This is a genomic window from Erwinia sp. MYb416, from assembly GCF_037479575.1.
GTDB lineage: Bacteria > Pseudomonadota > Gammaproteobacteria > Enterobacterales > Enterobacteriaceae > Erwinia > Erwinia rhapontici.
The window spans coordinates 399,518-423,589 of record NZ_JBBGYT010000439.1 but is presented as its reverse complement, the minus strand read 5'-3'; the positions used below and the strand labels follow the sequence as shown (position 1 = coordinate 423,589).

17 protein-coding genes are annotated in these 24,072 nt (G+C 56.9%); 2 read left to right on the top strand and 15 right to left on the bottom strand.

Translation table 11 applies throughout. From position 1 onward, the window contains the following. Positions 1-20: 20 nt before the first annotated feature. The 14 genes from WH277_RS20730 to WH277_RS20665 form a co-directional block, all read right to left on the bottom strand. A complete protein-coding gene (locus WH277_RS20730) occupies positions 21-1,484 on the bottom strand; it encodes a mannitol dehydrogenase family protein (protein ID WP_339506734.1) in 1,464 nt (487 codons plus the stop codon). A gap of 47 nt (positions 1,485-1,531) precedes the next feature. Beyond that, positions 1,532-2,815, bottom strand: a complete 1,284-nt coding sequence (locus tag WH277_RS20725) for an MFS transporter (RefSeq protein ID WP_339506732.1) — start codon at positions 2,813-2,815, stop codon at positions 1,532-1,534. A 71-nt stretch (positions 2,816-2,886) separates the two neighbouring features. After that, positions 2,887-3,897, bottom strand: a complete 1,011-nt coding sequence (locus WH277_RS20720) for a Zn-dependent oxidoreductase (protein WP_133841506.1) — start codon at positions 3,895-3,897, stop codon at positions 2,887-2,889. A gap of 10 nt (positions 3,898-3,907) precedes the next feature. Beyond that, a complete protein-coding gene (gene manD / locus WH277_RS20715) occupies positions 3,908-5,122 on the bottom strand; it encodes a D-mannonate dehydratase ManD (RefSeq protein WP_133841507.1) in 1,215 nt (404 codons plus the stop codon). Between the two features lie 156 nt (positions 5,123-5,278). After that, a complete protein-coding gene (locus WH277_RS20710; RefSeq protein WP_159336322.1) occupies positions 5,279-5,452 on the bottom strand; it encodes a hypothetical protein in 174 nt (57 codons plus the stop codon). Next, complete coding sequence (locus tag WH277_RS20705; protein WP_167863631.1) at positions 5,421-5,876, bottom strand: hypothetical protein; 456 nt, start codon at positions 5,874-5,876, stop codon at positions 5,421-5,423. Before WH277_RS20705 ends, WH277_RS20710 begins: the two co-directional genes overlap by 32 nt. 184 nt (positions 5,877-6,060) lie before the next feature. Then, positions 6,061-6,960, bottom strand: coding sequence for a lipid kinase YegS (yegS, locus tag WH277_RS20700; protein ID WP_339506729.1), 900 nt, complete (start codon positions 6,958-6,960; stop codon positions 6,061-6,063). Positions 6,961-7,233: 273 nt separating this feature from the next. After that, positions 7,234-8,616: a prephenate-dependent tRNA uridine(34) hydroxylase TrhP gene (gene trhP, locus WH277_RS20695; protein WP_339506727.1), complete on the bottom strand. Its 1,383-nt coding sequence runs from the start codon at positions 8,614-8,616 to the stop codon at positions 7,234-7,236. 190 nt (positions 8,617-8,806) lie between these two features. Continuing rightward, positions 8,807-9,514, bottom strand: coding sequence for a two-component system response regulator BaeR (baeR, locus tag WH277_RS20690; protein WP_159336325.1), 708 nt, complete (start codon positions 9,512-9,514; stop codon positions 8,807-8,809). A 16-nt stretch (positions 9,515-9,530) separates the two neighbouring features. Next, positions 9,531-10,916, bottom strand: coding sequence for a two-component system sensor histidine kinase BaeS (baeS, locus tag WH277_RS20685; RefSeq protein WP_133841512.1), 1,386 nt, complete (start codon positions 10,914-10,916; stop codon positions 9,531-9,533). Beyond that, the gene (mdtD, locus tag WH277_RS20680; RefSeq protein WP_339506725.1) at positions 10,916-12,322 is read right to left on the bottom strand and encodes a multidrug transporter subunit MdtD; all 1,407 of its coding nucleotides are present in this window, start codon (positions 12,320-12,322) and stop codon (positions 10,916-10,918) included. Before mdtD ends, baeS begins: the two co-directional genes overlap by 1 nt. Positions 12,323-12,326: 4 nt before the next feature. Further along, positions 12,327-15,401 (bottom strand): multidrug efflux RND transporter permease subunit MdtC, encoded by a 3,075-nt coding sequence (mdtC, locus tag WH277_RS20675; protein WP_339506724.1) that lies wholly within the window; start codon positions 15,399-15,401, stop codon positions 12,327-12,329. Continuing rightward, positions 15,398-18,514, bottom strand: coding sequence for an MdtB/MuxB family multidrug efflux RND transporter permease subunit (locus tag WH277_RS20670; protein ID WP_133841515.1), 3,117 nt, complete (start codon positions 18,512-18,514; stop codon positions 15,398-15,400). The genes mdtC and WH277_RS20670 overlap by 4 nt, the downstream gene beginning before the upstream one ends. After that, positions 18,514-19,761, bottom strand: a complete 1,248-nt coding sequence (locus tag WH277_RS20665; RefSeq protein ID WP_133841516.1) for an MdtA/MuxA family multidrug efflux RND transporter periplasmic adaptor subunit — start codon at positions 19,759-19,761, stop codon at positions 18,514-18,516. Before WH277_RS20665 ends, WH277_RS20670 begins: the two co-directional genes overlap by 1 nt. 255 nt (positions 19,762-20,016) lie before the next feature. Between WH277_RS20665 and WH277_RS20660 the strand changes: the two genes are divergently transcribed. Next, the gene (locus tag WH277_RS20660; RefSeq protein WP_339507053.1) at positions 20,017-20,979 is read left to right on the top strand and encodes an aldo/keto reductase; all 963 of its coding nucleotides are present in this window, start codon (positions 20,017-20,019) and stop codon (positions 20,977-20,979) included. Between the two features lie 128 nt (positions 20,980-21,107). Here WH277_RS20660 and yegD read toward each other — a convergent pair whose 3' ends face one another. Continuing rightward, the gene (yegD, locus tag WH277_RS20655; protein ID WP_133841517.1) at positions 21,108-22,460 is read right to left on the bottom strand and encodes a molecular chaperone; all 1,353 of its coding nucleotides are present in this window, start codon (positions 22,458-22,460) and stop codon (positions 21,108-21,110) included. A gap of 188 nt (positions 22,461-22,648) precedes the next feature. Here yegD and WH277_RS20650 point away from each other — a divergent pair, with 188 nt between their 5' ends. Further along, a complete protein-coding gene (locus WH277_RS20650) occupies positions 22,649-24,064 on the top strand; it encodes a hypothetical protein (protein ID WP_339506721.1) in 1,416 nt (471 codons plus the stop codon). The last annotated feature ends 8 nt before the right edge of the window (positions 24,065-24,072 follow it).

Sequence of the window (24,072 nt, the reverse complement as noted above, 5' to 3'; positions counted from 1 at the left end):
CAGGCGCATCAGCGCCAGAGTTAAACGCGGGCAACCAGTTGATGCACCGTTTGTTTCGCTCCCTGGCTCAACAGCAGACGGTAAAAATGGTTAACCTGGTGGACAAACTGCGGGTTACCGGACAAATCCTCACCAAAGACATGTTTCAGACCCAGCAAGGCGGCCACGCGGGGTTCTCCTTCGGCACTTTCCGCGACCCTTTTTGCCAGCTCGGCACTAAGGGGATCGTTGATCACCATCGGCTGACCCTGCTCATCGTAACCGCTGACATAGCGGATCCATCCTGCCACGCCAAGTGCCAGTAAATCGAAATTGCTGTCATGCGCGAGGTGCCAGCGGATGCTGTCCAGCCAGCGCTGGGGCAGTTTCTGGCTGCCATCATTGGCGATCTGCGCGGTGCGGTGCCTGATAGCACGGTTGCTGTAACGCGCAATCAGCGAGTCGGCGTAGGCCGTCAGATCAACGTCCGTTGTGCGTAGCGTCGGAGCCTGCTGTTCGAGCATCAGCTGGCGCGCCGCCTGTTTGAAATGAACATCTGTCATACAGTCGCTGATGTGCTGATACCCGGCGAGGTTACCCAGGTAGGCAAGGAACGAGTGGCTGCCATTCAGCATACGCAGCTTCATCTCTTCAAAGGGCAGCACGTCAGCCACCAGTTCCGCTCCGGCCAGTTCCCACGCCGGACGGCCGCTGACAAAGTTATCTTCGATAACCCACTGGAAGAACGGCTCACAGGCCACCGCCACCGGATCCTCACAGCCCAGTTTTTCACGCAAGGCGCGGTGGGTTTCATCGGTCATCGCCGGAACAATACGGTCTACCATGGTGGAAGGGAAGGTCAGCGTTTTTGCGATCCAGTCGGCCAGTTCCGGCGCCTGCTGGCGTGCCAGCGCGGTGATTACGTTGCGGGTGACATGGCCGTTTTCCGGCATATTATAGCAGGACATCACGCTGAAAGGTGCCAGCCCTCGCTCACGGCGTCGACGAATGGCCGCGAGAATAATGCCCGGCAGCGACTGTGGCACATCGGGATGTTCGAGATCATGACGGATCGCCGGATGGTCAAGATTTAATTCACCACTGGCGGGATAGTGGCAGTAGCCTTTTTCCGTGACCGTCATGGAGACAATCGCGACGTCGGGCTGGCTCAGCGCGTCCAGCACCGCCTCAATACCGTCGGACTGGCCGTGCAGGGCGGCAGTCACCACGCCTACTACGCGCAGATTGAGCTGGTCATCGGCCATTTCGGCCACGGTGTAGCAGAGTTGCTGCTGGCGCAGGGCGGTAATCAGTTCGCCGCTGTTAAGATTGATTTCGCAATATCCCCAGTCGCTGCCCTGTTCAGCGGCGAGCCGATCGCTACAGACGGCCTGGTGAGCACGATGGAAAGCACCAAAGCCAATATGGACCATGCGGGTCCGTAGCGCGTGACGGTTGTACTGGGGGCGTTCTACATCGGGCGGGAGGGTATCAAGAGACAACATAACGCATCCTTACAGATAAACGGGTGGGGCAAGCCCACCCGCGCTAATCAAATGGACACCGGAGTATCCAGTTTCTTCGGTGGTTTAATCACAAACAGCACCAGGGACGCGCCCAGCGCGGCCACCACGCCCGCCAGCACAAAGGCGCTGTCGAACTTACCGGTGTGCTGCACGATATAGCCGGTGACAATCGGCCCGACAATCCCGGAAAGGCTGCCGATCAGGTGAATAAATCCGCTGATACTGCCGACGCGGCTTTTATGCACCACATCCTGAATAATCGCCCAGTAAATTGCCCCGGTGATGTAGAGGAAGAAGATAGAGACAGACATCAGACCGACGGCGGATGTGACTTCTTTTACCGTACCTGCAAAGCCGACACAAATTGCAGCAGCCATTAACGAGACCACCAGCACGATTTTGCGTGAAAGCAGCAGCTTGCCGGTCACTTTGAAAATTTTGTCCGAAATAATCCCCCCGAGCGCCAGACCGACGAAGCCGACGATCCATGGGATCATGGTGGTAATGCTCATCGCTTTAATATCCAGCCCGTGCGCCTGGACCAGATAGGCCGGGAACCAGCTGAGGAAAAAGAACAAGATGTAGTTGTAGCAGAAGAAAGCGAATGCCGTGACCAGAATAATCGGCTGACGCAGATAGTAGCCTAAGCCGTGCTGTGACTGTGACAGTTCCTCTTCAGGACTGAGCTGCTCGTCTTTCATCTGCGCAATCAGTGCACGTTCACGTTCGCTGATTAATTTGCTTTTCAGTGGATTGTCAGCGGCAATAAAGAACCACACGACCATCCAGATGATGCCAATCGAGCAGATAATGGCGAAGGCCGGACGCCAGCCGAAGGCAAGGGCCAGGTAGCCGATGATCGGCCCGGCGACTGCGCCGCCAAGGGGCGAACCGGCGCTTAGCAAGCCCATCGCCGTGGCGGCCTGTTTTTTCGGGAACCAGCCGTTAATCGCTTTATTCGCCGAGGCACAGATCGGCCCCTCTGCCATGCCGAACAGCACGCGCAGGATTAACATTGACCAGAAACCGGTGGCCAGGGCGGTAAAGCCGCAGAACAGTGACCACATCCCGACGGCAACGCCGAGGGTGATCGTCGGGCCGAACTTATCGGTCGCGAGGCCACCGACAAAGTTGAAGATGGCATAGCCGAAGAAGAAGCTGCCGAAAATCAGGCCAAACTCTTCCGCATTCAGCATCAGATCTTTTTCAATCATTGGCACGGTCAGGGACAGCGCCACCCGGTCAAGGTAGTTAATCATGTAAACAAGGAACAGCAGTAATACGATGGTCCAGCGCAGGTTCTTAAACATGGTAATAACTCCGCGTTCTATTTGTCATTGTAGGGTAGAGGTGATGGCCGGGCGTCACCCCGGCTTTAGGGTTAATGCATGCTGATGATCACCTTGCAGCAGCTGCGCGGGTCCTTCTCGAACAGTGTCATGGCCTGTTCAATCTGGCTCAGGGGCAAGGTATGGGTCACCAGTTTTTCTGGCTGAATCAGCCCCTGCTCCATCCACGCGATAACCTGGGGGAAGCGGTGACTGTTCAGCCGTGATGTAAACAACGACAGCTCTTTGCTGGTCAGGCTTTGCTGCGTCAGGGTGCAGGGGTCGCCAGAGAAGCCCAGCAGGCCAATGCGCCCGGCCGGAGAGGCCAGTGCGGCGGCTTCGGACAGAATTGTCGGATGGCAGGCCGCATCAATAATCAGCGTGGGCTGTACGCCGTTAAGCTGTTCTGCCAGCGGCGTGGTGCTGTTGTTCAGTGCCTGGTCCGCACCATTTTCCCGTGCCATCGTCAGGCGCTCTTCCAGACGGTCAGCAACAATCACCGTCTTGACCTTGTAGACGCCTTTCAGCACCTGAATCGCGGTCAGCCCCATTGGCCCGGCGCCGTAAATCAGTGCCACATCATCGGGAACCGGCTTGAGGAACGCGCTGATATTGGCCGCAATGGTAAACGGCTCGACCAGGCTGGCCAGCGTGTCCGGTATCGCCTCCGGCAGCACATAAGCATTCGCCGCTGGCGCAATCGCATACTCACTGAAACCGCCATCGCGATGCACGCCGATGACCTGCAATTCGCTACAGACATTCGGTCGACCGATTGAGCAGGGATAGCAGTGGCCACAGCTGACAACCGGATCGACCGCCACGCGCTCACCGACGCGCGCACTGTCCACACCGCTGCCAGTGGCATCAATCAGACCGAAAAACTCATGACCGATCACACGCGGATAGCGAGCGAACGGGTTGTGGCCGTGCCAGATATGCACATCCGACCCACAGATACTGGCGTACTTCACTTTAACCCGTACTTCACCGGCAGCCGGTTCCGGCAGGGGACGATCCTGCAACTGCAACTCGCCCGGACGTTCAATCACCACGCTTTTCATGTTGTGCTCCTTACCAGTTCCACAAGGTGCCGTCTTCCAGGCGGGCCACAGGCAGATAGGCGGGTTCATAGGGGTATTTCGCGGCCAGTTTTTCGTCGAACTCAATACCCAGTCCTGGTTTATCGCCCGGATGCATATAACCGTTATCGAAGCGCCAGCTGTTCGGGAAGACTTCCAGCATTTGCTCGGAGTAGCCCATGTATTCCTGCACGCCGAAGTTCGGCACCCACAGGTCAAAGTGCAGCGCTGCCGCCATGCAAATCGGTGACAGATCGGACGGCCCGTGCGATCCGGTTCGTACCTGATACAGCGAGGCGAAATCTGCGATGCGGCGCATACCGGTAATGCCACCTGCGTGGGTGATGGTGGTGCGGATATAATCGATAAGCTGCTCTTCGATCAGCTGTTTGCAGTCCCAGATACTGTTGAACACTTCGCCCACGGCAATCGGCGTTACGGTGTGCTGACGGATCAGGCGGAAGCTTTCCTGATTTTCAGCCGGTGTTGGGTCTTCCATCCAGAACAGGCGATAGTCTTCGATGCTTTTGCCGAAGCGGGCCGCTTCGATAGGGGTCAGGCGGTGGTGCATGTCGTGCAGCAGGTGCTCATCAAAGCCGAATTTATCGCGAATGGCCTCAAACAGTTTCGGGGTGAAATCGAGGTACTTCTCGGTTGACCACAGCTGCTCTTCCGGGCGTGCGCCTTTGGTCGCGGGTTCGTAAGCTTCACCTTTGCCTTTAGCCATTCCGTAGGTGGTTTTCATTCCCGGTACGCCGCACTGAGCGCGAATGGCTTTGAAGCCCAGCTCTTTATGCTTCGCATAGTCGTCCATCACTTCGTCAATGCTGTGCCCGGTGGTGTGACAGTAGACCATCACGCCCGTGCGCGAAGCGCCACCCAGCAGTTGATAGACCGGCATATTGGCCGCTTTGCCTTTAATGTCCCATAGCGCCTGGTCTACGGCGGAGATGGCCGACATGGTAACCGGGCCACGACGCCAGTAGGCACCCTTGTAGAAGAACTGCCAGATATCTTCGATCTGATGGGCATCGCGGCCAATCAGCTGCGGGCAAACGTGATCTTTCAGGTAAGACGCCACCGGCAGCTCGCGGCCGTTCAGCGTGGCATCACCAATACCGGTCAGTCCCTGGTCGGTGGTGATTTTTACGGTGACAAAGTTTCTGCCCGGGCAGGTGACAAACACTTCTGCGTTAACAATTTTCATTCTGAACCGCCTTGTACGTCAACAATGGTGAAAAAATACGCTTATAACGTACTACCATACAAGTTATGCGTGTGGGATTCGCGAGAGGGATCACATTTCGTCGGTGGAGCAGGAGGGGGGAAAAAGCGCCCAGGGGCGCTTTTAGTGAGTGTGGTATTAACGCACAGGCGACGATTCAGCCTGAGTGGTGGCCTGTTTTCTCTCAACAGCTTTTATCGCATCTACCGCCTCTCCGACTTCGCGCATTCTCTGACCCAGTTTATCCACTGCTTTTTGTAGAGCGATTTGCTGTTCTTGTTCATAGATAGCATCGCGGCGTTCGTATGACATATCCCCTCCTGTTGGGTTGAAAACCTGACTCAAGTGTATTTCCTGATACAAAATGCTTTTTGACGATACGCTGATATATTTTGCATAGCTTGTCATTAACAGCAAGAAAGAGATACATACCAGCATGGTACTGAATATAGTGTTCAATAAGTGCTCTTTCGACATGGCGGATAACATGTATAGACGAAATATTTCCACGCGGAGGATGAAAGCATGTTGAGTTTTTTACGCGATTATCACGAGTATCAAAAGAAACTTCATAAGCGCCATTGTGGCTCAAGGTAAAGCCTGCTTGTAAGTGGATACCTGAATCACTTTGTTGAGTAATCTGCTGAATAACCAACTCATATTCTACATCTTTTGATGTAAAATCATTAAAGTAGGTAACTCTGTTGGTGTAAAGATAGAATGGCCTGAATTCCATTTCCGTCATCTCCTTATTTATCCGCAACAAAAATAAAGACATCTGTTATTACAGGGGATAATAACGATAACGTTTAATGGTTTCCTCTAATCAGGTCTGCTTATTCATTATTCTGGAGCTGCGCCGCAAAAATTCACCCTGACGTTAATAACGACAGGGTGAGCAGAACATTGCGCAGAGAATATTACATCAGTAATTCACAGGAGGGTGGCAGGCGGCATTCCAGTGCATCCGGCATCACCTCAATGCGAAATTCTGTCCCGCTCAGGGGTTCGCCATCGAGATTAAAGGTCATCTCATTCGGCGCACGAATGGTCAGCCATGGCAGTGAGGCGGTGATCAGATTAGGATTTTCTTCGTTACTGGTTAACTTATGCACCAGCGTGGGCAACAGCTCCTGCGAGGTGGCGATACTCAACTCCAGTTTGCCATCGTTAATCAGCGCCGTTGGGCACAGACGCTGACCGCCACCCGCCTGACGACCATTCCCAATACCAATCACCAGCGCATCGCCCTGCCAGTGAAAATCCGGGCCTTCCAGCGTACAACTGTCGGCTTTCAGGGTATCCATGCGCATCAGCCCATGAATAAAGTAGGACACGCCCCCCAGGGCAGATTTCAGTTTTTCCGGGGTTTCGGTGGTAATCCGCGTTCCGAACCCGCCAGTGGCCATATTGATGAAGTAGTGATCATCATTCACCCGCGCGAGGTCAATGGCCGTGGCTTTCCCGAGAATCGCCAGACGCAGTGCGTTTTCCATCTCCAGCGAGATACCTGCGCTGGTGGCAAAGTCATTGGCGGTGCCCAGCGGCACCAGGCCCAGCACCGGACGGCGCTCAGGCGATAATCCGGCGAGCGCAGTCGCCACTTCATTAATGGTGCCATCGCCGCCAGCGGCAATGACGGTTTCAGCCTGCAATGCTACCGCTTCGCGCACGTAGCGCTCGCCGTCACCGTGCTCCCAGGTCACCCGCACTTCCAGCGGGAATCCCTCATTGCGCAGTGTCGCTATGGCCTCACGCAGCGCTTCATTGCCTGCGCTTTTACCATTTAAGATTGCCAGCGTAAGTGAATGTTTTTCCATTTTTAATCCCTGAAGGCATTTGCGGTTTGCATCAACATATAGCATACCCTGCCACAGAGGGTTACCTCAGTTCGAAAAAGCGCGGAGTTTTCTGAAAAAACGCGGGGGCTGAAAAAAGAAATGGCCCGCACGGGGGAGCCGTGTGGGCCGAATAAGGTGGTTCTGGACACCAGGGTCCAGATAACATGCTATTTGGATTTGTTCGTTAGGAGCGGGAGCATCATAACGATGATTGCCATGCGGTAATGTGATCGCATTCTAAGATCAGTAACATCATGTAACTTCTTTCGCAGTTTCCACCGCATGAGGATTGCGGGTGGTGGTGCCTGCGAGATTACGCATCAGCAGGGCATACTGAAGATCCATTTCCTCCGGCAGCGGCAGCCACACCAGATGGCCGTTGCCCGGTGCCACATCAATCGGCTGTGCTTTGCCATTTTCCATCTGCGTCAGGGTGAAGTTGATATTTCCCGCCGGGGACATCAGTTCCAGACTGTCGCCCACGCTAAATTTGTTCTTCACATCCACTTGCGCCAGGGCGCCACGGCGCTCTCCTGTGAATTCACCGACAAACTGCTGACGGTCTGAGACCGAGTAGCCAGCATCATAGCTCTGATAGCTGTCATGCGTATGGCGGCGCAGGAAGCCTTCGGTATAACCACGATGTGCCAGCCCTTCCAGGGTTTCCAGCAGAGCAGGGTCAAAGGGCTTCCCGGCGGCAGCATCGTCAATAGCGCGCCGATATACCTGAGCGGTGCGTGCGCAGTAATAAAAGGATTTGGTGCGTCCTTCGATTTTCAGCGAGTGGATGCCCATCTGCGTCAGACGCTCAACGTGTGCCACGGCGCGCAGATCTTTCGAATTCATAATGTAGGTGCCGTGTTCATCTTCGAAGGCGGTCATATACTCACCCGGGCGCATGGCCTCTTCGATCATAAACACTTTATCCGTTGGCTGCCCGGTGCCCAGCGTGGGCTCGACATTCTGTACGGCAATCGGCTCCTGGCGATGCACGATATTGCCAATCGCATCCTCTTTGCCTTCCTGGACGTTATATTCCCAGCGGCAGGCATTGGTGCAGGTGCCCTGATTCGGGTCGCGGTTGTTGATGTTGCCGGAAAGCAGGCAGCGACCGGAGTAGGCCATGCAGAGTGCGCCGTGGACGAAAATTTCCAGCTCCATCTCTGGCACCTGCTGACGAATCTCACCGATCTCTTCCAGAGACAGCTCGCGTGACAGAATCACCCTTGTCAGCCCCATCTGTTGCCAGAATTTCACCGTCGCCCAGTTGACGGCGTTCGCCTGCACTGACAGATGAATATCCATCTGTGGAAACGCTTCGCGCACCAGCATGATCAGCCCGGGATCGGACATGATCAGCGCATCTGGCTGCATATCAATCACCGGTTTCAGGTCACGAATAAAGGTTTTCAGCTTGGCGTTATGCGGGGCAATATTCACCACCACGTAGAATTTTTTGCCAAGCGCATGGGCTTCATTAATGCCCGTGGCCAGATTCTCATGGTTGAATTCGTTATTGCGCACGCGCAGGCTGTAACGAGGCTGACCGGCATACACGGCATCTGCGCCATACGCAAAAGCGTAACGCATATTTTTCAGTGTCCCGGCCGGAGAAAGCAGTTCCGGTTTTTTCATAATGTCTCAGTCTGATGTCAGGTCAGATATTGCGATGATGATATTTAGGTGCGGCGCGGGTCAGGCATGCCTGGCCCCTGGGGAGGAGCGAGACGGTCAAACCCGGAGATCAACGTAGGGGCGCGGCATGCCTCGCCCGGTGTTTTGCCCGGCGGGGATTGTAAGGCGGTGATTGTTTGGGGAAATTGATCTACATCAAACGACAGATATCTGCTTCCCAGCGATATCCCATGCCATAGACTGCACGGATAAATGGCTGGTCGGCATCCAGCAATTCCAGTTTGCGGCGCAGGTTCTTAATATGGCTGTCGATAGTACGGTCAGTGACCACGCGATAGTCGTCATAGAGATGATTCAGCAACTGCTCGCGTGAGAACACTTTGCCCGGCTCCTGAGCCAGGGTTTTCAACAGACGGAACTCCGCGGGCGTCAGATCGAGGGGTTTATCGTCCCAGCTTGCCTGGAAACGGTTTTCATCCACCTTCAGCAGCGACACCTGACGGGCTTCTTCCGGGGTGCGCTGACAGCGTTTAAGAATGGTTTTGACACGCGCCACCACTTCACGCGGGCTGAAAGGCTTACAGATGTAGTCATCGGCGCCAATTTCCAGACCGAGCAGGCGGTCAATCTCTTCAATCTTTGCCGTCACCATCACCACGGGCAGGTCGGAGAAACCGCGCAGTTCGCGGCACACCGATAAACCGTCCAGCCCCGGCAGCATCAGATCCAGCAGTACCAGGTCCGGTGAATGCTGTTTTACCCATCCCAGCACTTCATCACCGCGCAGCAGATGATGGGTACGAAAGTTAGCGGCCTGCAGGTAATCGATCATCAGTTGGCCGAGTTTGGGTTCGTCTTCAACGATTAAAATCAGCGGAGCGGGCGTGTCGAGCGTCATAGTATGGTCGCCATGGTCAGTGAGTCTTATACGGCAAGTGTACCGTAATTCGCACGCCACCGGCATCGGAGTGCTCCGCAACAATGGTGCCGTCATGCGCTTCGACAATATTATGGCAGATAGCCAGCCCCAATCCTGAGCCCCCGCTGGCCCGGTTACGTGAACCTTCAGCACGGAAGAAACGCTCAAAAATCTGCGTCCGCTGTTCATCGCTGATACCGGGGGCGCTGTCATCGAAGTGCAGCACATTGGCATTGGCACGTTGTTGCAGCGTGATATGAAGACTGCCGCCGGGATCGGTATAGCGCAGGCTGTTTTCCATCAGGTTGGTGAACAGTTGCATCAGACGATCCGGGTCGCCAAACTGAGGTGCCTGGTCGGGTAACGTCAGCGTCAGATTCAGCGGATGCTGTTCAAAACGATGGCGGAAATTGCCGGAGACCAGTTCGAGCAGCGGGACGAGATCGGTCTGGCTTTTACGATAGGCCAGAGCCCCTTCATCTGACAGTGATAACTGATGAACATCGTCCACCAGCTTGGTCAGCGTGGCGACCTCGCCCTGTAAGGACACAATCGATTCCGGGGTCAGTTTCCGCACCCCGTCCTGAATCGCTTCCAGTTCACCGCGCAGGATAGCCAGCGGCGTGCGCAGCTCGTGGGAGATATCGGCCATAAACGCACGGCGCATTTTTTCGTTTTTCTCCAGCGTGTTGGCGAGGCGGTTAAAGTCCTGCGCCAGCCTGCCCAGCTCATCGCGGCTGGAGGCCTGCACCCGGCTGGTAAAATTCCCTGTCGCGAGGTGATGGGTGCCTTCCACCAGACGTTTTACCGGCGCCAGCAGCCCCCGTGACAGCAGCCAGGTAACGGCTGCGGCCAGCAGCATCGTCAGGCCGACGATCATCCAACTGGTACGATTCTGCTGCCGATCGAAATTAATGTCGGCGCTGCGCGTCAGGCGTTCAGAGGGGGAGCCAATCACCCAGCCGACCACTTTACCATTGCTGGTGGTAATACTGCGGCGGGAGCCTTCCTGCGGTACCGGTGCGCGTGGGCCAATCATCACATGATACTGCTGGTCGATAATCCAGAACTGTGTACGCCAGCCGTGAGGCGGAAGCTGATTGTTGGCATCCGGGTTCTGCTCCAGCGAGCGCAGAATATTGAACACCAGCTTGTTGTTATTACGCAGGAAATCCCAGTTGCCATGCTGCTCATACTGGTCTGCCAGCGCATCGCTGAGCAGCGTGAGCCGCTGCTCATTGCCACGTTTGATATAGTCGATAAAACCGTGTTCGAAGCTCAGACGAACGCCCCAGTGCATGGTGATCAACACCAGCATGCAGGTGGAGAAGATTGCCGCGAAAAGCTTGGCAGTGATGCCGATACGTAATTTTGCCAGCATTAAGGCTTTCTCCTGCGCGCCGGAAGCGTATTAGGGGACGTCTCTTTGGGGACACGCCAGAAAACAAAGACCGGCAGGGCAATGATCAGTGCCATACACAGCCAGGTATAGATAAACGTCTCTGCGATTTGCGGGCTGCCGCTCGCGGCCTCGTGGCCGAAGGTGCCCAACAGCAGCCCGGCCACGGTCACGCCGATACTCATCGACAGCTGCATCACCATCGACAGCAGGCTGTTACCGCTGCTGGCAAGCTCGTCAGGCAGCTCTTTCAGCGTCAGTGTATTCATGGCAGAGAAGCGAATGGCGTTGACCATCCCTTGTAAAAACAGCACCACGGGCAGCAGGGCATGCCAGCCCATCAGCGCCACGGCAGGGAACAAGAGCACCACCAGCGCCAGTGCCAGCGTTGACCCCATCAGCACATGGCGGTAGCCAAAGCGGTTAACGATTTGCACCACAATGCGCTTCATTCCCATATTGCCCAGCACCATCGGGATCATCATTAATCCGGCGTGCAGCGGACTGTAACCCATGCCGATTTGCAGAAAAATGGGCGTCATAAACGGCAGCATGCCACTGCCGATACGTCCGGTCAGGCTGCCAATCAGGCCAATAGAATAGATGCGATTGTCGAACAGTTTCAGGCTGAACAGCGCGCCATCGTTGTGACGGGCATGCAGCAGATAAAACAGCAGGCTGAAGACGCCGCAGAGGATCAGCAGACACAGCAGCAGGGGGGAGAGACCGGAGCCGCGCTGGCCGTCCAGCGCCAGCGTGAGCGTGGCCATACCGGCTGCCAGCAGCAGATAGCCGGTAAAATCGAAGCGTCGGGTTTGCAGGGTAAAGTTTGACATCAATGTCAGCGTGGCAATCGCCCCGATAATCCCCACCGGGATGTTGATCAGGAAAATCCAGTGCCAGCTGACGTACTCGACCAGCACACCGCCCAACGCCGGGCCGAGCAGCGGGCCAATTTGTCCCGGCAGGGTGACGAAGGTCATTGCGGCCATATAGTCGGCACGCGGCACCAGCTTCATCACCGTTAAGCGGCCCACCGGTACCATCATTGCCCCTCCGATGCCCTGTAACACGCGTGAGAGAATCAGCTGGTCCAGCGTGGTGGAGAGCGCACAGCACAGCGAGCCGGCACTGAACAGCACAATGGCGCTGAAGAACACATTTCGCACCCCGAAGCGGTCTGCCAGCCAGCCGCTGATCGGCAGCATCACCGCCACCGTCAGCACGTAGGAGACAATCACCGAATGCATATTCAGCGGGCTTTGATGCAGGCTGGCCGCCATCGAGGGCAGCGCCGTATTGACGATGGTGGTATCCAGCGTCTGCATAAAGAAGCCGAAGGCCACTATCCACAATTGCCAGCGTACGGAGGCAGGAGGTGCGTTCATGGCATCAGCTTTCCCCGGTGACGGCATCAAAGCGCGGTTTACGCCGCAGTTTGTCCATATACAGATAGACTACCGGCGTTGTGTACAACGTCAGTAGCTGGCTCATCACCAGCCCGCCGACGATGGTGATCCCCAGCGGCTGGCGCAGTTCGGCACCGTCACCGCTGGTCAGCACCAGAGGTAGCGCACCAAACAGCGCGGCCAGGGTGGTCATCATAATTGGGCGGAAGCGCAGCAGACTGGCCTGGAATATTGCGTCACGCGCCGTCATTCCGCCGTTGCGCTGGGCGTCCAGCGCGAAGTCGACCATCATAATGGCGTTTTTCTTCACGATGCCGATCAGCAACAGGATGCCGATCAGCGCGATCAGGCTGAACGGAGCACTAAACAGCTCCAGTGCCAGCAGGGCGCCGACCCCCGCTGACGGCAGGGTGGAGAGGATAGTCAGGGGGTGAACGTAGCTCTCATACAGGATCCCCAGCACGATATACACGGTGGCAATCGCCGCTACAATCAGCCACAGCTGGCTGCTTTGGGTTTGCTCAAACACCGCCGCCGTGCCGGAAAAACTGCCGCGCACGCTGGATGGCACGCCCAGCGAGGTGACGCTGCGGTCGATGGCCGCTGAGGCCTGCGACAGCGATACCCCTTCGGGCAGGTTAAACGAGACGGTGGAGGCGGCAGACAGCCCCTGATGATTCACCGACAGCGGTGAGTTCGCCGGCTGCCATTTTGCAAACCAGGAGAGCGGGATGGATTTCCCCTCGCTGTTAATCACATACATCTGGTTAAGGGCGCTGATATCCTGGGTGTAGCGCGGATCGACCTCCATCACCACTTTGTACTGATTCAGCGGTTGATAAATGGTGGAGATCTGCCGCTGACCAAAGGCGTTATTGAGCAGGTTATTGACATCGGCGACATCAATGCCGAGCCGGGCCATGCTGGCGCGATCGTAAGTCAGTGCCATCTCAGCGCCTTTGTCTTCCTGATCGGAGTTCACATCGGCCAGCTCGGGCAGGGCAGCAAAGGCGCGGCGGATTTTAGGCTCCCACTCACGTAAATCATCCAGGCTGTCTGAGAGCAGCGTGTACTGATATCCGGCGTTGGACTCGCGCCCGCCGACGCGAATATCCTGCACCGCCATCAGAAACAGGTTGGCGCCCGGTTCTTTTGCCAGCTTGCCGCGCAGTCGGGCGATCACCTGTTGGGCGTTTTCGCTGCGCTCACTGAGCGGCTTCAGTGAGATAAACATCGAGCCGCTATTGGTGCGAGAACCTCCGGTAAAGCCCACCACACTTTCGACGGCCGGATCGGCGTGGACGATACGCATAAAGTCTTCCAGCTTGCCGCGCATCGACTGGAACGAGATGCTCTGGTCGGCCTGAATAAAGCCCATCAGCCGCCCGGTGTCCTGCTCCGGCATAAAGGTTTTCGGGATGGAAACGTACAGATAGAGGGTCAGCCCGATGGTGGCGAGAAACACCAGCAGCGTCCAGCGCGCATGGTCCATCACCCGGTGCAGGGTGCGGCCATAGCCCTGTTGTACCGCCAGCAGCACGCGGCCAAAACCGCGAATGCGCGACTGCTCATGTTGGGGTTTATTACGCAGCAGCCACGCACACATCATCGGCGTCAGGGTAATGGATATCACCAGCGAGATGGCGATGGCCACCGAGAGTGTGACGGCAAACTCTCTGAAAAAGCGACCAATAATGCCGCCGAGCATCAGCAGCGGAATAAACACCGCCACCAGCGAGATACTCATCGACACCACGGTGAATCCGACCTCGCGTACCCCCTGCAATGATGCCTGCAGCGGCTTCATGCCAGCCTCAACATGGCGTGAGATATTCTCCAGCACCACAATGGCATCGTCGACGACAAAACCGGTCGCCACCGTCAGCGCCATTAGCGACAGGTTGTTCAGACTGAAGCCACAGAGATACATCGCGGCAAAGGTGCCGATCAGCGACACCGGTACGGCCACGGCCGGGATCAGCGTGGCGCGGCCGGAGCGCAGGAAGGCAAACACCACCAGGATCACCAGGCCGACAGAGATCGCCAGCGACTGTTCCACCTCGTGCAGTGAAGCACGAATGGTCGGAGAACGGTCCTGCGCCACTTCCAGCTGAATCGAGGCGGGAATAATCTGGCTCAGCTCAGGGATTTTTCCCCGGATCCGATCGACGGTATCAATGATATTGGCTTCCGGCGCTTTACGGATTAGCACCAGGATCGCCGGGCGGGCGTTTGACATCCCTGCGTTGCGCACATCCTCGACCGAGTCAGTCACCGTGGCAACGTCCTGCAAACGTACCGCCGCCCCATTGTTGTAATGCACCACTAACGGCTGGTATTCGGCGGCGGTTTGCAATTCATCGTTGGTTTTCAGCCACCAGCGCTGGTGATGATCTTCAACGGCACCCTGAGGCTTACGCACGTTGGCGCTGGCGATGGCCGTGCGTACCGCGTCGAGCGACACGCCCTGATGGAACAGAGCTTGTGGATTGAGTGCAACACGCACCGCAGGCAGTGAACTGCCGCCGATGGTGACATCTCCCACCCCGTCGATTTGCGACAGCTTCTGCGCCAGCTGTGTCGAGGCGTAGTCATACAACTGACCCGGAGACCAACTGTCTGAGGTGAGCGTCATGATCATAATCGGCGCGTCAGACGGGTTCGCTTTGCGGTAGGTCGGTCGGCTGGGCATCCCGGTCGGCAGCAGGCTCTGCGCGGCGTTGATTGCCCCCTGTACATCGCGCGCCGCGCCGTTGATATCGCGTTCGAAATCAAATACCAGGATAATCCGCGTGCTGCCAAGCGAACTGGTGGAGGTCATTTCAGTGATGCCGGCCACCCGGCCCAGCGCGCGTTCCAGCGGCGTGGCAACGGAGGACGCCATGGTTTCCGGCGAGGCGCCAGGCAGCGATGCGCTGACCATGATCACCGGGAAATCCACCTGTGGCAGCGGGGAGACCGGTAGCAGACGGAAACCGAGGATCCCGGCCAGCAGGATCGCCACGGTCAGCAGGCTGGTGGCGATCGGACGATGAATAAACAGGGCGAAAAATTTCACTCTGCCTCCCGGCGTGCCAGGCGGCGGGTCGCGCGCGACAGACGATCAAACAGCAGGTAGATCACCGGCGTGGTAAACAGCGTCAGTACCTGGCTGACAATCAGTCCACCCACCATCGCGGTTCCCAACGGACGACGCAGTTCCGCACCGACACCAGTACTCAGCATCAGCGGCAGCGCACCAAACAGGGCGGCCAGGGTGGTCATCAGGATCGGACGGAAACGCAGCAGACAGGCCTGGTAGATGGCCTCATACGGCGTCATACCCTGTTCACGTTCTGCCGCCAGTGCGAAATCGATCATCATGATGGCGTTCTTCTTGACGATGCCAATCAGCAAAATAATGCCAATGATGGCAATCACATCCAGCTCGCTACCGCTCAGCAACAGTGCCAGCAGCGCACCGACTCCCGCCGTTGGCAGGGTGGAAAGAATGGTTACCGGGTGGATCAGGCTCTCATACAGCACGCCAAGCACGATATACATTGCGACAACCGCCGCCACAATCAGCCATACGGTACTGGATAGCGCGGCCTGGAAGGCGAGGGTACTGCCCTGGAACTGCGTCATGATTTCTGACGGCATCGAGAGATCTTTTTCCGCCTGGGTAATGGCATTCACCGCCTGCTCCAGCGAATAGCCATCGCTGACGTTAAACGAGAAGGTGGTGGACGGGAACTGGTCGAGGTGATTGATGCTCAACGCACCATGACGCTGCTCTACGCTGGCAATCGCGCTGAGTGGCACGCTGCCGCCATCGGTACTGTTCAGGCGAATGGATTGCAGCGCTGCCAGGCCTGGCGTGGCCGCCGTGTCATGCTCCAGCACCACGCGGTACTGATTAGCCTGGGTATAAATGGTCGATATCAGTCGCTGACCAAAGGCGTTATACAGCGCGTTATCCACATCGGCCAGGGAGATGCCCAGGCGGCTGGCGCTGTCACGGTCAACGCGGATATACGCTTCCAGCCCCTGGTCCTGCCAGTCACTGCTCACCTCTTTGAGTTCAGGCAGTGTGGCCAGCCTGGCCTGTAACTTCGGTACCCAAAGGCTCAGTGAGTCCAGCGATCCGGCCTGCAGGGTAAACTGATACTGCGTGCGGCTGGCCTGGGTATCAATGGTCAGGTCTTGCACCGGTTGCAGCCAGAGGTTAATGCCAGGGATTTTCGCGATCTGCTGTTGCAGACGGGCCATCACCACCGGGATACGATCGTCACGTTCATCCAGCGGTTTCAGGTTGATTTGCAACCTGCCGCTGTTGAGTGCGGCGTTGGTGCCGTCCACCCCCACGAAGGACGTCAGGCTTTGTACCGCCGGGTCCTTCATGATCACCGAAGCCACTTCCTGCTGGCGCTGCGCCATATTGCTGTAGGAGACCGACTGCGGAGCCTGAAGGGTTCCCTGAATAATGCCGTTATCCTGCAGCGGGAAGAAGCCTTTGGGGATCACCATCCACAGCAGCACGGTCAGCGCCATGGTGCCGAAGGCGACACCGAGTGTCAGCCACTGATGTTTCAGTACCTTCTGCAACAGGCGGCCATAGCGGGCAATAATCCGTTCGAACAGGGCTTCACTGGCACGCGAAAAACGGTTCTGTTTGCGCAAAGACTCAACGCTTAACATGCGTGCGCACATCATCGGCGTCAGCGTGAGCGACACAATGGCCGAGATGAGGATCGCTACCGCCAGGGTAATGGCAAATTCGCGGAACAGGCGGCCAACGATATCCCCCATAAACAGCAGCGGGATCAGCACCGCAATCAGCGAGAAGGTCAGGGAAATAATGGTAAAGCCAATTTCACCCGCCCCTTTCAGCGCTGCCGTCAGCGGTTTTTCCCCTTTCTCGATATAGCGTGAAATGTTTTCGATCACCACAATGGCATCATCGACCACGAAGCCGGTGGCGATCGTCAGCGCCATCAGCGTCAGGTTGTTGACCGAAAAACCGAAGAAATACATCACCGCAAAGGTGCCCACCAGAGAGAGTGGCACCGCCACGGCGGGAATAATGGTCGCCGCGACGTTACGCAGGAACAGATAAATAATCATCACCACCAGCGCCAGCGCCAGTAGCAGTTCAAACTGCACGTCGTGGACCGAGGCACGGATATTGGTGGTTCGGTCAGTCAGCAGCTTCACGTCTACGGACTTGGGCAGTGAGGCGGTGAGGGCGGGCAGCATTTGACGAATATTGTCGGCGGTGGCGATGATATTGGCCCCCGGCTGACGCTGGATATTCAGCACAATCGCGGGCTGGCGGTTAGCCCAGGCCCCGAGCCAGCTATTTTCGGCCCCTTGCTCTACGGTAGCCACATCCCCGAGCCGCACCGGCGCCCCGTTCTGGAAACTGACAATCAGCTGGCGATAGCCTTCAGCCGTTTTGATCTGGTCGTTGGCCGAGAGCGTAATCGAGCGTTCCGGGCCATCCAGGCTGCCTTTCGCTGAGTTGACATTGGCATTGCTGATGGCGGTACGCACCGTCTCACTGGTGATATTCATCGCCGCCAGCGCCTGAGCGTTCAGTTTCACTCGTACAGCCGGACGCTGACCGCCGGCGATCGTCACCAGCCCCACACCGGAAACCTGCGATATCTTCTGTGCCACACGGGTTTCCACCATGTCGGCAACCTGGGTCATTGGCAGGCTGGTGGTGGTGACGGCAAGGGTCATGATCGGGGGATCGGCCGGATTGACCTTGCTGTAAACCGGCGGGTTAGGCAGGTCGGAGGGCAGCAGGTTGGTGGCGGCGTTGACCGCGGCCTGCACTTCCTGCTCGGCCACATCCAGCGGCAGCGTCAGTTGGAACTGAAGGGTGACAACCGAAGCCCCGCCGGAACTTTGTGACGCCATCTGTTTCAGACCGGACATCTGGCCAAACTGGCGTTCCAGCGGTGCGGTAATGGCTGAGGTCACCACGTCCGGGCTGGCACCGGGATACAGCGTGACCACCTGAATTGTCGGATAGTCGACCTCTGGCAGCGCCGAAACCGGCAGGGCGCGATAGCCGATAATCCCCGCCAGCAAAATAGCGATCATCAGCAGCGTGGTGGCGACCGGGCGCAGAATAAACTGGCGGGATGGACCACCGCCTGGCGTTGGGGGCATAACTTGCATCAGTCGCTGGCTCCCTTCGCCGGTTGGGCGGTTTTACCGGATGTCAGCGGTGTGGCCTGCGGGGCGACCACTTCCACCGTTGCCCCGTCTGTCAGACGATCGATACCGTCTGTCACCACTTTTTCACCGGCTTCCAGCCCGGCCTTGATCACCACTTTTTCGCTGTCCTGGAATTCAATGGTGACGATTTTCTTACTCACTTTGTTGTCGCTGTTGACCACCCAGACAAAGCTGCCCTCATTACCCATTTGTAATGCGGCTGCCGGGATGACAATCGCATCCTGCAAGGTGCTGACCTTCAGACGGGCGTTAACAAACTGATTGGGGAACAGGCGGTCGTCCTGATTCTCGAAACGCGCTTTCAGCTTGACGGTGCCGGTCGTGGTATCAATCTGGTTATCCAGGCTCAGCAGCGCCCCGGTGGTCAGCAGCGTTTTATTGCTGCGATCCCAGGCTTCTACCGGCACTGCACCCTGTTTTTGCGCACTGAGGATGGCGGAAATATCATTTTCCGGCAGGCTGAAAATCAGGTCGATGGGATGCGTTTGCGTGATCACCACAATGCCAGTGGTGTCGCCGCTGCTGACATAGTTACCAATATCGACCTGCTTCAGGCCCACGCGTCCGTCGATCGGTGACGTCACGCGGCTGTAGGTGAGGTTGAGCCGGGCGCTGGCCACGCTGCCTTCATCGGCTTTGATGGTGCCCTGGGTTTCACTGACCAGCGAACGCTGGGTATCCAGCTCCTGCTGTGAGACCAGGCTGGTTTTCGCCAGCTTTTCATAGCGTGCCAGGTCGCGCTTTGCATTGGCCAGCGTGGCGTTGCTTTTTGCCAGCTGCCCTTCGGCCTGGATCAGCGCCACCTGATAGGGACGCGGGTCGATCTCCGCCAGCAGTTGCCCGGCTTTCACTTCCTGGCCTTCGTTAAAATGGAGGGCGATAAGGTCGCCGTCGACGCGGCTGCGCAGCGTAACGGTGTTTGCCGCCGTTACGGTCCCCAGCCCGGTAAGGTATTGAGGCACGCTCTGACGTATGGCGTCGGCAGCCTGCACCGGGGCCATCGCCGCACCCATTGCACCCCCGTTCCGCCCACCGCCGCGATGACCTTTGCCACGGGATTGCTCTGCGCCTTCGGCAGGCTGTGCCTGGGAAGCGCTACTGTGGCTGTACCACCAATAGCCGCCGCCTGCGATCAGCGCAACAGCGATAACCAGGGGGATGACAGGGAAACGACGCGGTGTTTTCATGTTTTTTGCTCTCAGTAAATCTGGTGAATACCCAGACGGGACAAAAAGGTGCCCCGAATCTTAAAAGAATAGCGAACTTCAACCGCTGAAAAATGAAGGAATTAAGAATAACGGGTTAGCGATACGCTGTCGCGTGAGCATGAAATGATTTTAATCACTTCTCGCAAATTCATTACCATTATTGAACCAAGCGTGCTCCAGGTTCTTTGTTAGACTTAGGGACTGCTTTATTGACATCCAATCAGGAGAATCATGATGAGTACTTTAGAACATCGCCAGCTGGGCCGTTCCGGCATTCAGGTTCCGGTGCTGACGTTTGGCGGCAATGTGTTTGGCTGGACCATTGACGAAAAGACCTCGTTTTCTCTGCTCGACGCACTGGTGGAGAAAGGGCTGTATTTTATTGATACCGCTGATGTGTATTCTCGCTGGGCACCGGGTAACAAAGGTGGCGAATCGGAAGTCATTATCGGTAACTGGCTGAAAAAAAGCGGTAAGCGCGATAAGGTCGTGCTGGCGACCAAAGTGGGGATGGATCTGGGTGACGGGAAAACCGGCCTGGCACCGAACTATATTCGTCAGGCGGTAGACGCCTCGCTGGCGCGTCTGCAAACGGATTATATTGACCTGTATCAGGCGCATCGCGACGATGCGGATACGCCATTGCAGGAGACGCTGGCGACATTTGACGCGTTGATTAAAGAAGGTAAGGTCCGTGCCATCGGTGCCTCTAATTATTCTGATGACCGCCTGAACGAGGCGCTGAAAATCAGTGCTGAAAATGGGCTGGCGCGTTATGAAACCCTGCAACCCGAGTACAACCTCTACGATCGTCAGGGTTATGAGAGCGGTCTTGAGCCGGTCGCCAAAGAGCACGGTCTGGGGGTGATTAACTACTATTCTCTGGCCAGCGGCTTCCTCAGCGGTAAATACCGCAGTAAAGCGGATGCCGCCAAAAGCGCGCGCGGTCAGGGTGTGGTCGAGAAGTATCTGAACGATCGGGGTCTGAAGATTGTGGATGCGCTGGTGCAGGTGGCAGAAGCACACCATGCTTCGCCTGCGCAGGTTGCGCTGGCGTGGCAGATTGCCCGTCCGTCGATCACCGCGCCGATTGTTAGCGCCACCTCACTGGCACAGATTGATGAGCTGGCGAAAGCGGCGGTATTGAGGCTGAAGGACGACGATCTGCGTCTGCTGTCGGAAGTGAGTAGTTATTAATTATTGCCAACGGTGAACAGGGGTCGGGCATGCCCGACCCCTACAGCACGACCGCGCAGGGGTGAGCCAGGCTCAATCCCTGCGACAGTATCTCGTAGGGGCCAAGCATGCCTGGCCGGGTTGTTTCGTTACCGGAACATCACCTGCGCCCAGCGCGCCAGGCCCGCCGTTACGGAACCGAAGTCATCTCCGCTTGCCAGCGGAATATCCGGTAATTGCTGTTGCAGTGCCGCACGCAGTACTGGCGAGCGGGCGCTGCCACCCGTCAGATAAATCACGTCAGGACGTGTGCCACTGGTGTTCAGCGCCAGCGTCACCTGCTCCTGGATACGTTCCAGCGGCTGACTGATCGCCGCCTGAAGGCCCGCCACACTGATTTCGGTTTCCAGCCCATTATCAATAAAGTGCATGGCCGTCATCACCTCATCACGATCTGACAGCGCAATTTTGCTCTCTTCCGCTGCCCGCACCAGACGATAGCTCAGACGTTGTTGCCACACTTTCAGCAGGCGCTGCACTTTTTCTGGTTCGGCCGCGTCACGGATCAGATCCTGCAACTGCTTACGCGATGCTGTGGCATAGAAGTCGCTCTGTGCCGGAACGTCGTTGATGGCAACGGCATTCCACCACGGCAGGGCCGGAAGTCCGGTACCTTTCACGGTTTCGCCACCCAGACCGAGCAGTGGCATCAGTTCTTTAAAGGCCAGCATGATATCCAGATCGTTCCCGCCGACGCGGCAGCCACTGTGGCCCAGCAGGCTGTCGCCACGATCGGCTTTATCGTGCCACTGCGGCCCCATCAGCAGCATAGAGCAGTCGGTGGTTCCCCCGCCGATATCCACGACCAGCACACGCGTTTCTTTTGTCAGCGTGGCTTCAAAGTCCAGACCCGCGGCGACTGGTTCAAACTGGAAGATCACATCCTGGAAGCCGGCACGGCTGGCCGCGCGCGCCAGGATGCCTTCAGCCTGTTGGTTGGCCTCATCGCCGCCCAGTCCCTGGAAGTTAACCGGACGGCCAATCACCGCCTGGGTGACGCTGTCATTCAGGGTGCTTTCTGCTGTTTGACGGATATGCAGCATGGTGGCGCACACCAGGTCTTCAAAGAAGGCGACCTGCTGTGGTTTTAGTCCACTGGCTCCGAGGAAAGATTTGGGTGATTTCACAAACCACACGTCTTCCGGGTCATCCATATACTGTGCCAGTGAGGCAAGGCCAAATTTGACGCTGGCAGGCAGAACCTCAATATCTTCTTCGCGGTTAAAAGCCAGCGCGCGACGTAACAGCGCCTGGTTTTCTGCCTGCGGGGTCGGTACCTGGTGATGACGGAACAGCCATTCGCTGACCGCATCACGGGTTGGCGCACACAGCATTGAGGGTAAATAAGGCGAGCTCTGCTCTAACGGCAGCAGCTTAGGTGCGCCGTTTTCCATGATGGCAATAGAGCAGTTTGCCGTACCGTAGTCGAAACCGATAAACATCGTTTCCTCCGCTGAGTGTGAAAAAAGGGGGCGACTTTAGCTTGAGAGCGTTGGCGGTGCAAGCGACAAGATGAGGCCGCACGCGGGGACTCGAATTATTTTGGGTATATTTGCCTGCTTTGTATAGAATCACGCCCTTCACATGGAATCACCGCCTTGCCGTTTGGCCGGGGGGCAGGGAGAAATAAATGGACTGGTCTGTACTGATATTATTACTGGCATTGATGCTTGCACCACTGATGCTTGCCGTTACGGCCATCTTTACCGTGGTGTTATCACAGCGAGCCCAGTCACGATGGGTATTACTGGGCGCGTTGTTGCCTCAATCCCTGATGATTGCCTTGATACTCTGGCCGGGTGGCCTGAAGGTGGTGGAGTTCTCCAGCGAAATTCTCATGTGGCTGGTCACGCTGATAACCTGGCTGACGCTATTTCTGGCACGCTGGCAGCGCCGGGGCACACCGCCCATCCCTGCGCTGGTGACCAGCTGGCTGCTGTTTATTGTCCTGGCTGCCGCCTTCTATTTTAATCCCTCCAATCAAAGCACGATGGCCTGGAAACGCCACGAACAGCAGATGCAGCATAATTTGGTACTTCTGGAGCAGGGGGCTCGTTCGCAGCTGGACAGGCTTTCGGATGAGAGTGCGCGCGAGCTGTTCTATCGGGCTGCGGCAAAAGAGTATCCTGAACAGACGCTGCGCTATTTTATCCGTCGTGGCCTCTCACCGCTGGATAAAGGTGAAAATGGCTATAGCGCGTTAAGCAATGCCATCGAAAGCCATAATACGGTGGCGCTGAAGCTGTTCCTGTCGGTGCTCACCCCGGCGCAGATTCAGTCATTATCCTTCGATTACGACCCGCTGCGCGATCTGCGCCAGGACCCGCCAGCGGGTGACGCAGAACAGCAGCAGTTTTATGACAGCATGGCGCTGTTACTGGCGGCACGCCCGGACTGGATTCACCCGCGTGACAAGCGCGCCGCCTCTTACCTGACCCGTGCGATTTTTAACGGCAACGGTCAGAGCGCAAATTTCTTACTGAAGTATCTGCCCGCGCCGGAAGGGCTCTGGCGGCTGGCACTGCTGGCGCTCAATGAGGACACGCAAACGCTGATGGCCGCACTGCGTGAGCAGCCGACACAGCTGGAACAAACATTGTCTGATGGGGAAGGGCGTCACCTGAACCTGATGGCGTGGATGATCAAATATGCCCCGCCAGCCACCCGCACCGCGCTGCTGAACAGCAAATTAATCGTCTGGGATCATTACCAGGAACCCTCTCCCCGTGACGGGAAGGGCGCAATGACCAATACGTTGATTGATGAATCCCGTGGCAACTGGCGTTTCCGTGAAGAGTCACCCAGCGTGTTACAGCAGGTGCTGGCCAGTGCGATCGCCCAGGGGGTGACCTTATCGCCTCAACAGATGCTGGCGGTTTTTCGTTATGAAGATGGGCCCGAGACGCTGGCCGTTATGCGCAAGGCAGGATTGCCCTGTGGCCCGTTGATGTCGGCCAGCGCAGAGCTGTTAACTGATTCGGTGCAGGACAGCCTGGTCCGGCGCTGGGTCAGTGAGTCCTGCCTGCGTCAGCCCGGCGGTCAATAACACCTGCA

Bases quoted from the DNA above. Each gene is read 5' to 3' on its own strand.
- WH277_RS20730 (WP_339506734.1), bottom strand. From the start codon at position 1,484: ATGTTGTCTCTTGATACCCTCCCGCCCGATGTAGAACGCCCCCAGTAC.
- WH277_RS20725 (WP_339506732.1), bottom strand. From the start codon at position 2,815: ATGTTTAAGAACCTGCGCTGGACCATCGTATTACTGCTGTTCCTTGTT.
- WH277_RS20720 (WP_133841506.1), bottom strand. From the start codon at position 3,897: ATGAAAAGCGTGGTGATTGAACGTCCGGGCGAGTTGCAGTTGCAGGAT.
- manD (WP_133841507.1), bottom strand. From the start codon at position 5,122: ATGAAAATTGTTAACGCAGAAGTGTTTGTCACCTGCCCGGGCAGAAAC.
- WH277_RS20710 (WP_159336322.1), bottom strand. From the start codon at position 5,452: ATGTCATACGAACGCCGCGATGCTATCTATGAACAAGAACAGCAAATC.
- WH277_RS20705 (WP_167863631.1), bottom strand. From the start codon at position 5,876: ATGGAATTCAGGCCATTCTATCTTTACACCAACAGAGTTACCTACTTT.
- yegS (WP_339506729.1), bottom strand. From the start codon at position 6,960: ATGGAAAAACATTCACTTACGCTGGCAATCTTAAATGGTAAAAGCGCA.
- trhP (WP_339506727.1), bottom strand. From the start codon at position 8,616: ATGAAAAAACCGGAACTGCTTTCTCCGGCCGGGACACTGAAAAATATG.
- baeR (WP_159336325.1), bottom strand. From the start codon at position 9,514: ATGACGCTCGACACGCCCGCTCCGCTGATTTTAATCGTTGAAGACGAA.
- baeS (WP_133841512.1), bottom strand. From the start codon at position 10,916: ATGCTGGCAAAATTACGTATCGGCATCACTGCCAAGCTTTTCGCGGCA.
- mdtD (WP_339506725.1), bottom strand. From the start codon at position 12,322: ATGAACGCACCTCCTGCCTCCGTACGCTGGCAATTGTGGATAGTGGCC.
- WH277_RS20670 (WP_133841515.1), bottom strand. From the start codon at position 18,514: ATGCAAGTTATGCCCCCAACGCCAGGCGGTGGTCCATCCCGCCAGTTT.
- WH277_RS20665 (WP_133841516.1), bottom strand. From the start codon at position 19,761: ATGAAAACACCGCGTCGTTTCCCTGTCATCCCCCTGGTTATCGCTGTT.
- WH277_RS20660 (WP_339507053.1), top strand. From the start codon at position 20,017: ATGAGTACTTTAGAACATCGCCAGCTGGGCCGTTCCGGCATTCAGGTT.
- yegD (WP_133841517.1), bottom strand. From the start codon at position 22,460: ATGTTTATCGGTTTCGACTACGGTACGGCAAACTGCTCTATTGCCATC.
- WH277_RS20650 (WP_339506721.1), top strand. From the start codon at position 22,649: ATGGACTGGTCTGTACTGATATTATTACTGGCATTGATGCTTGCACCA.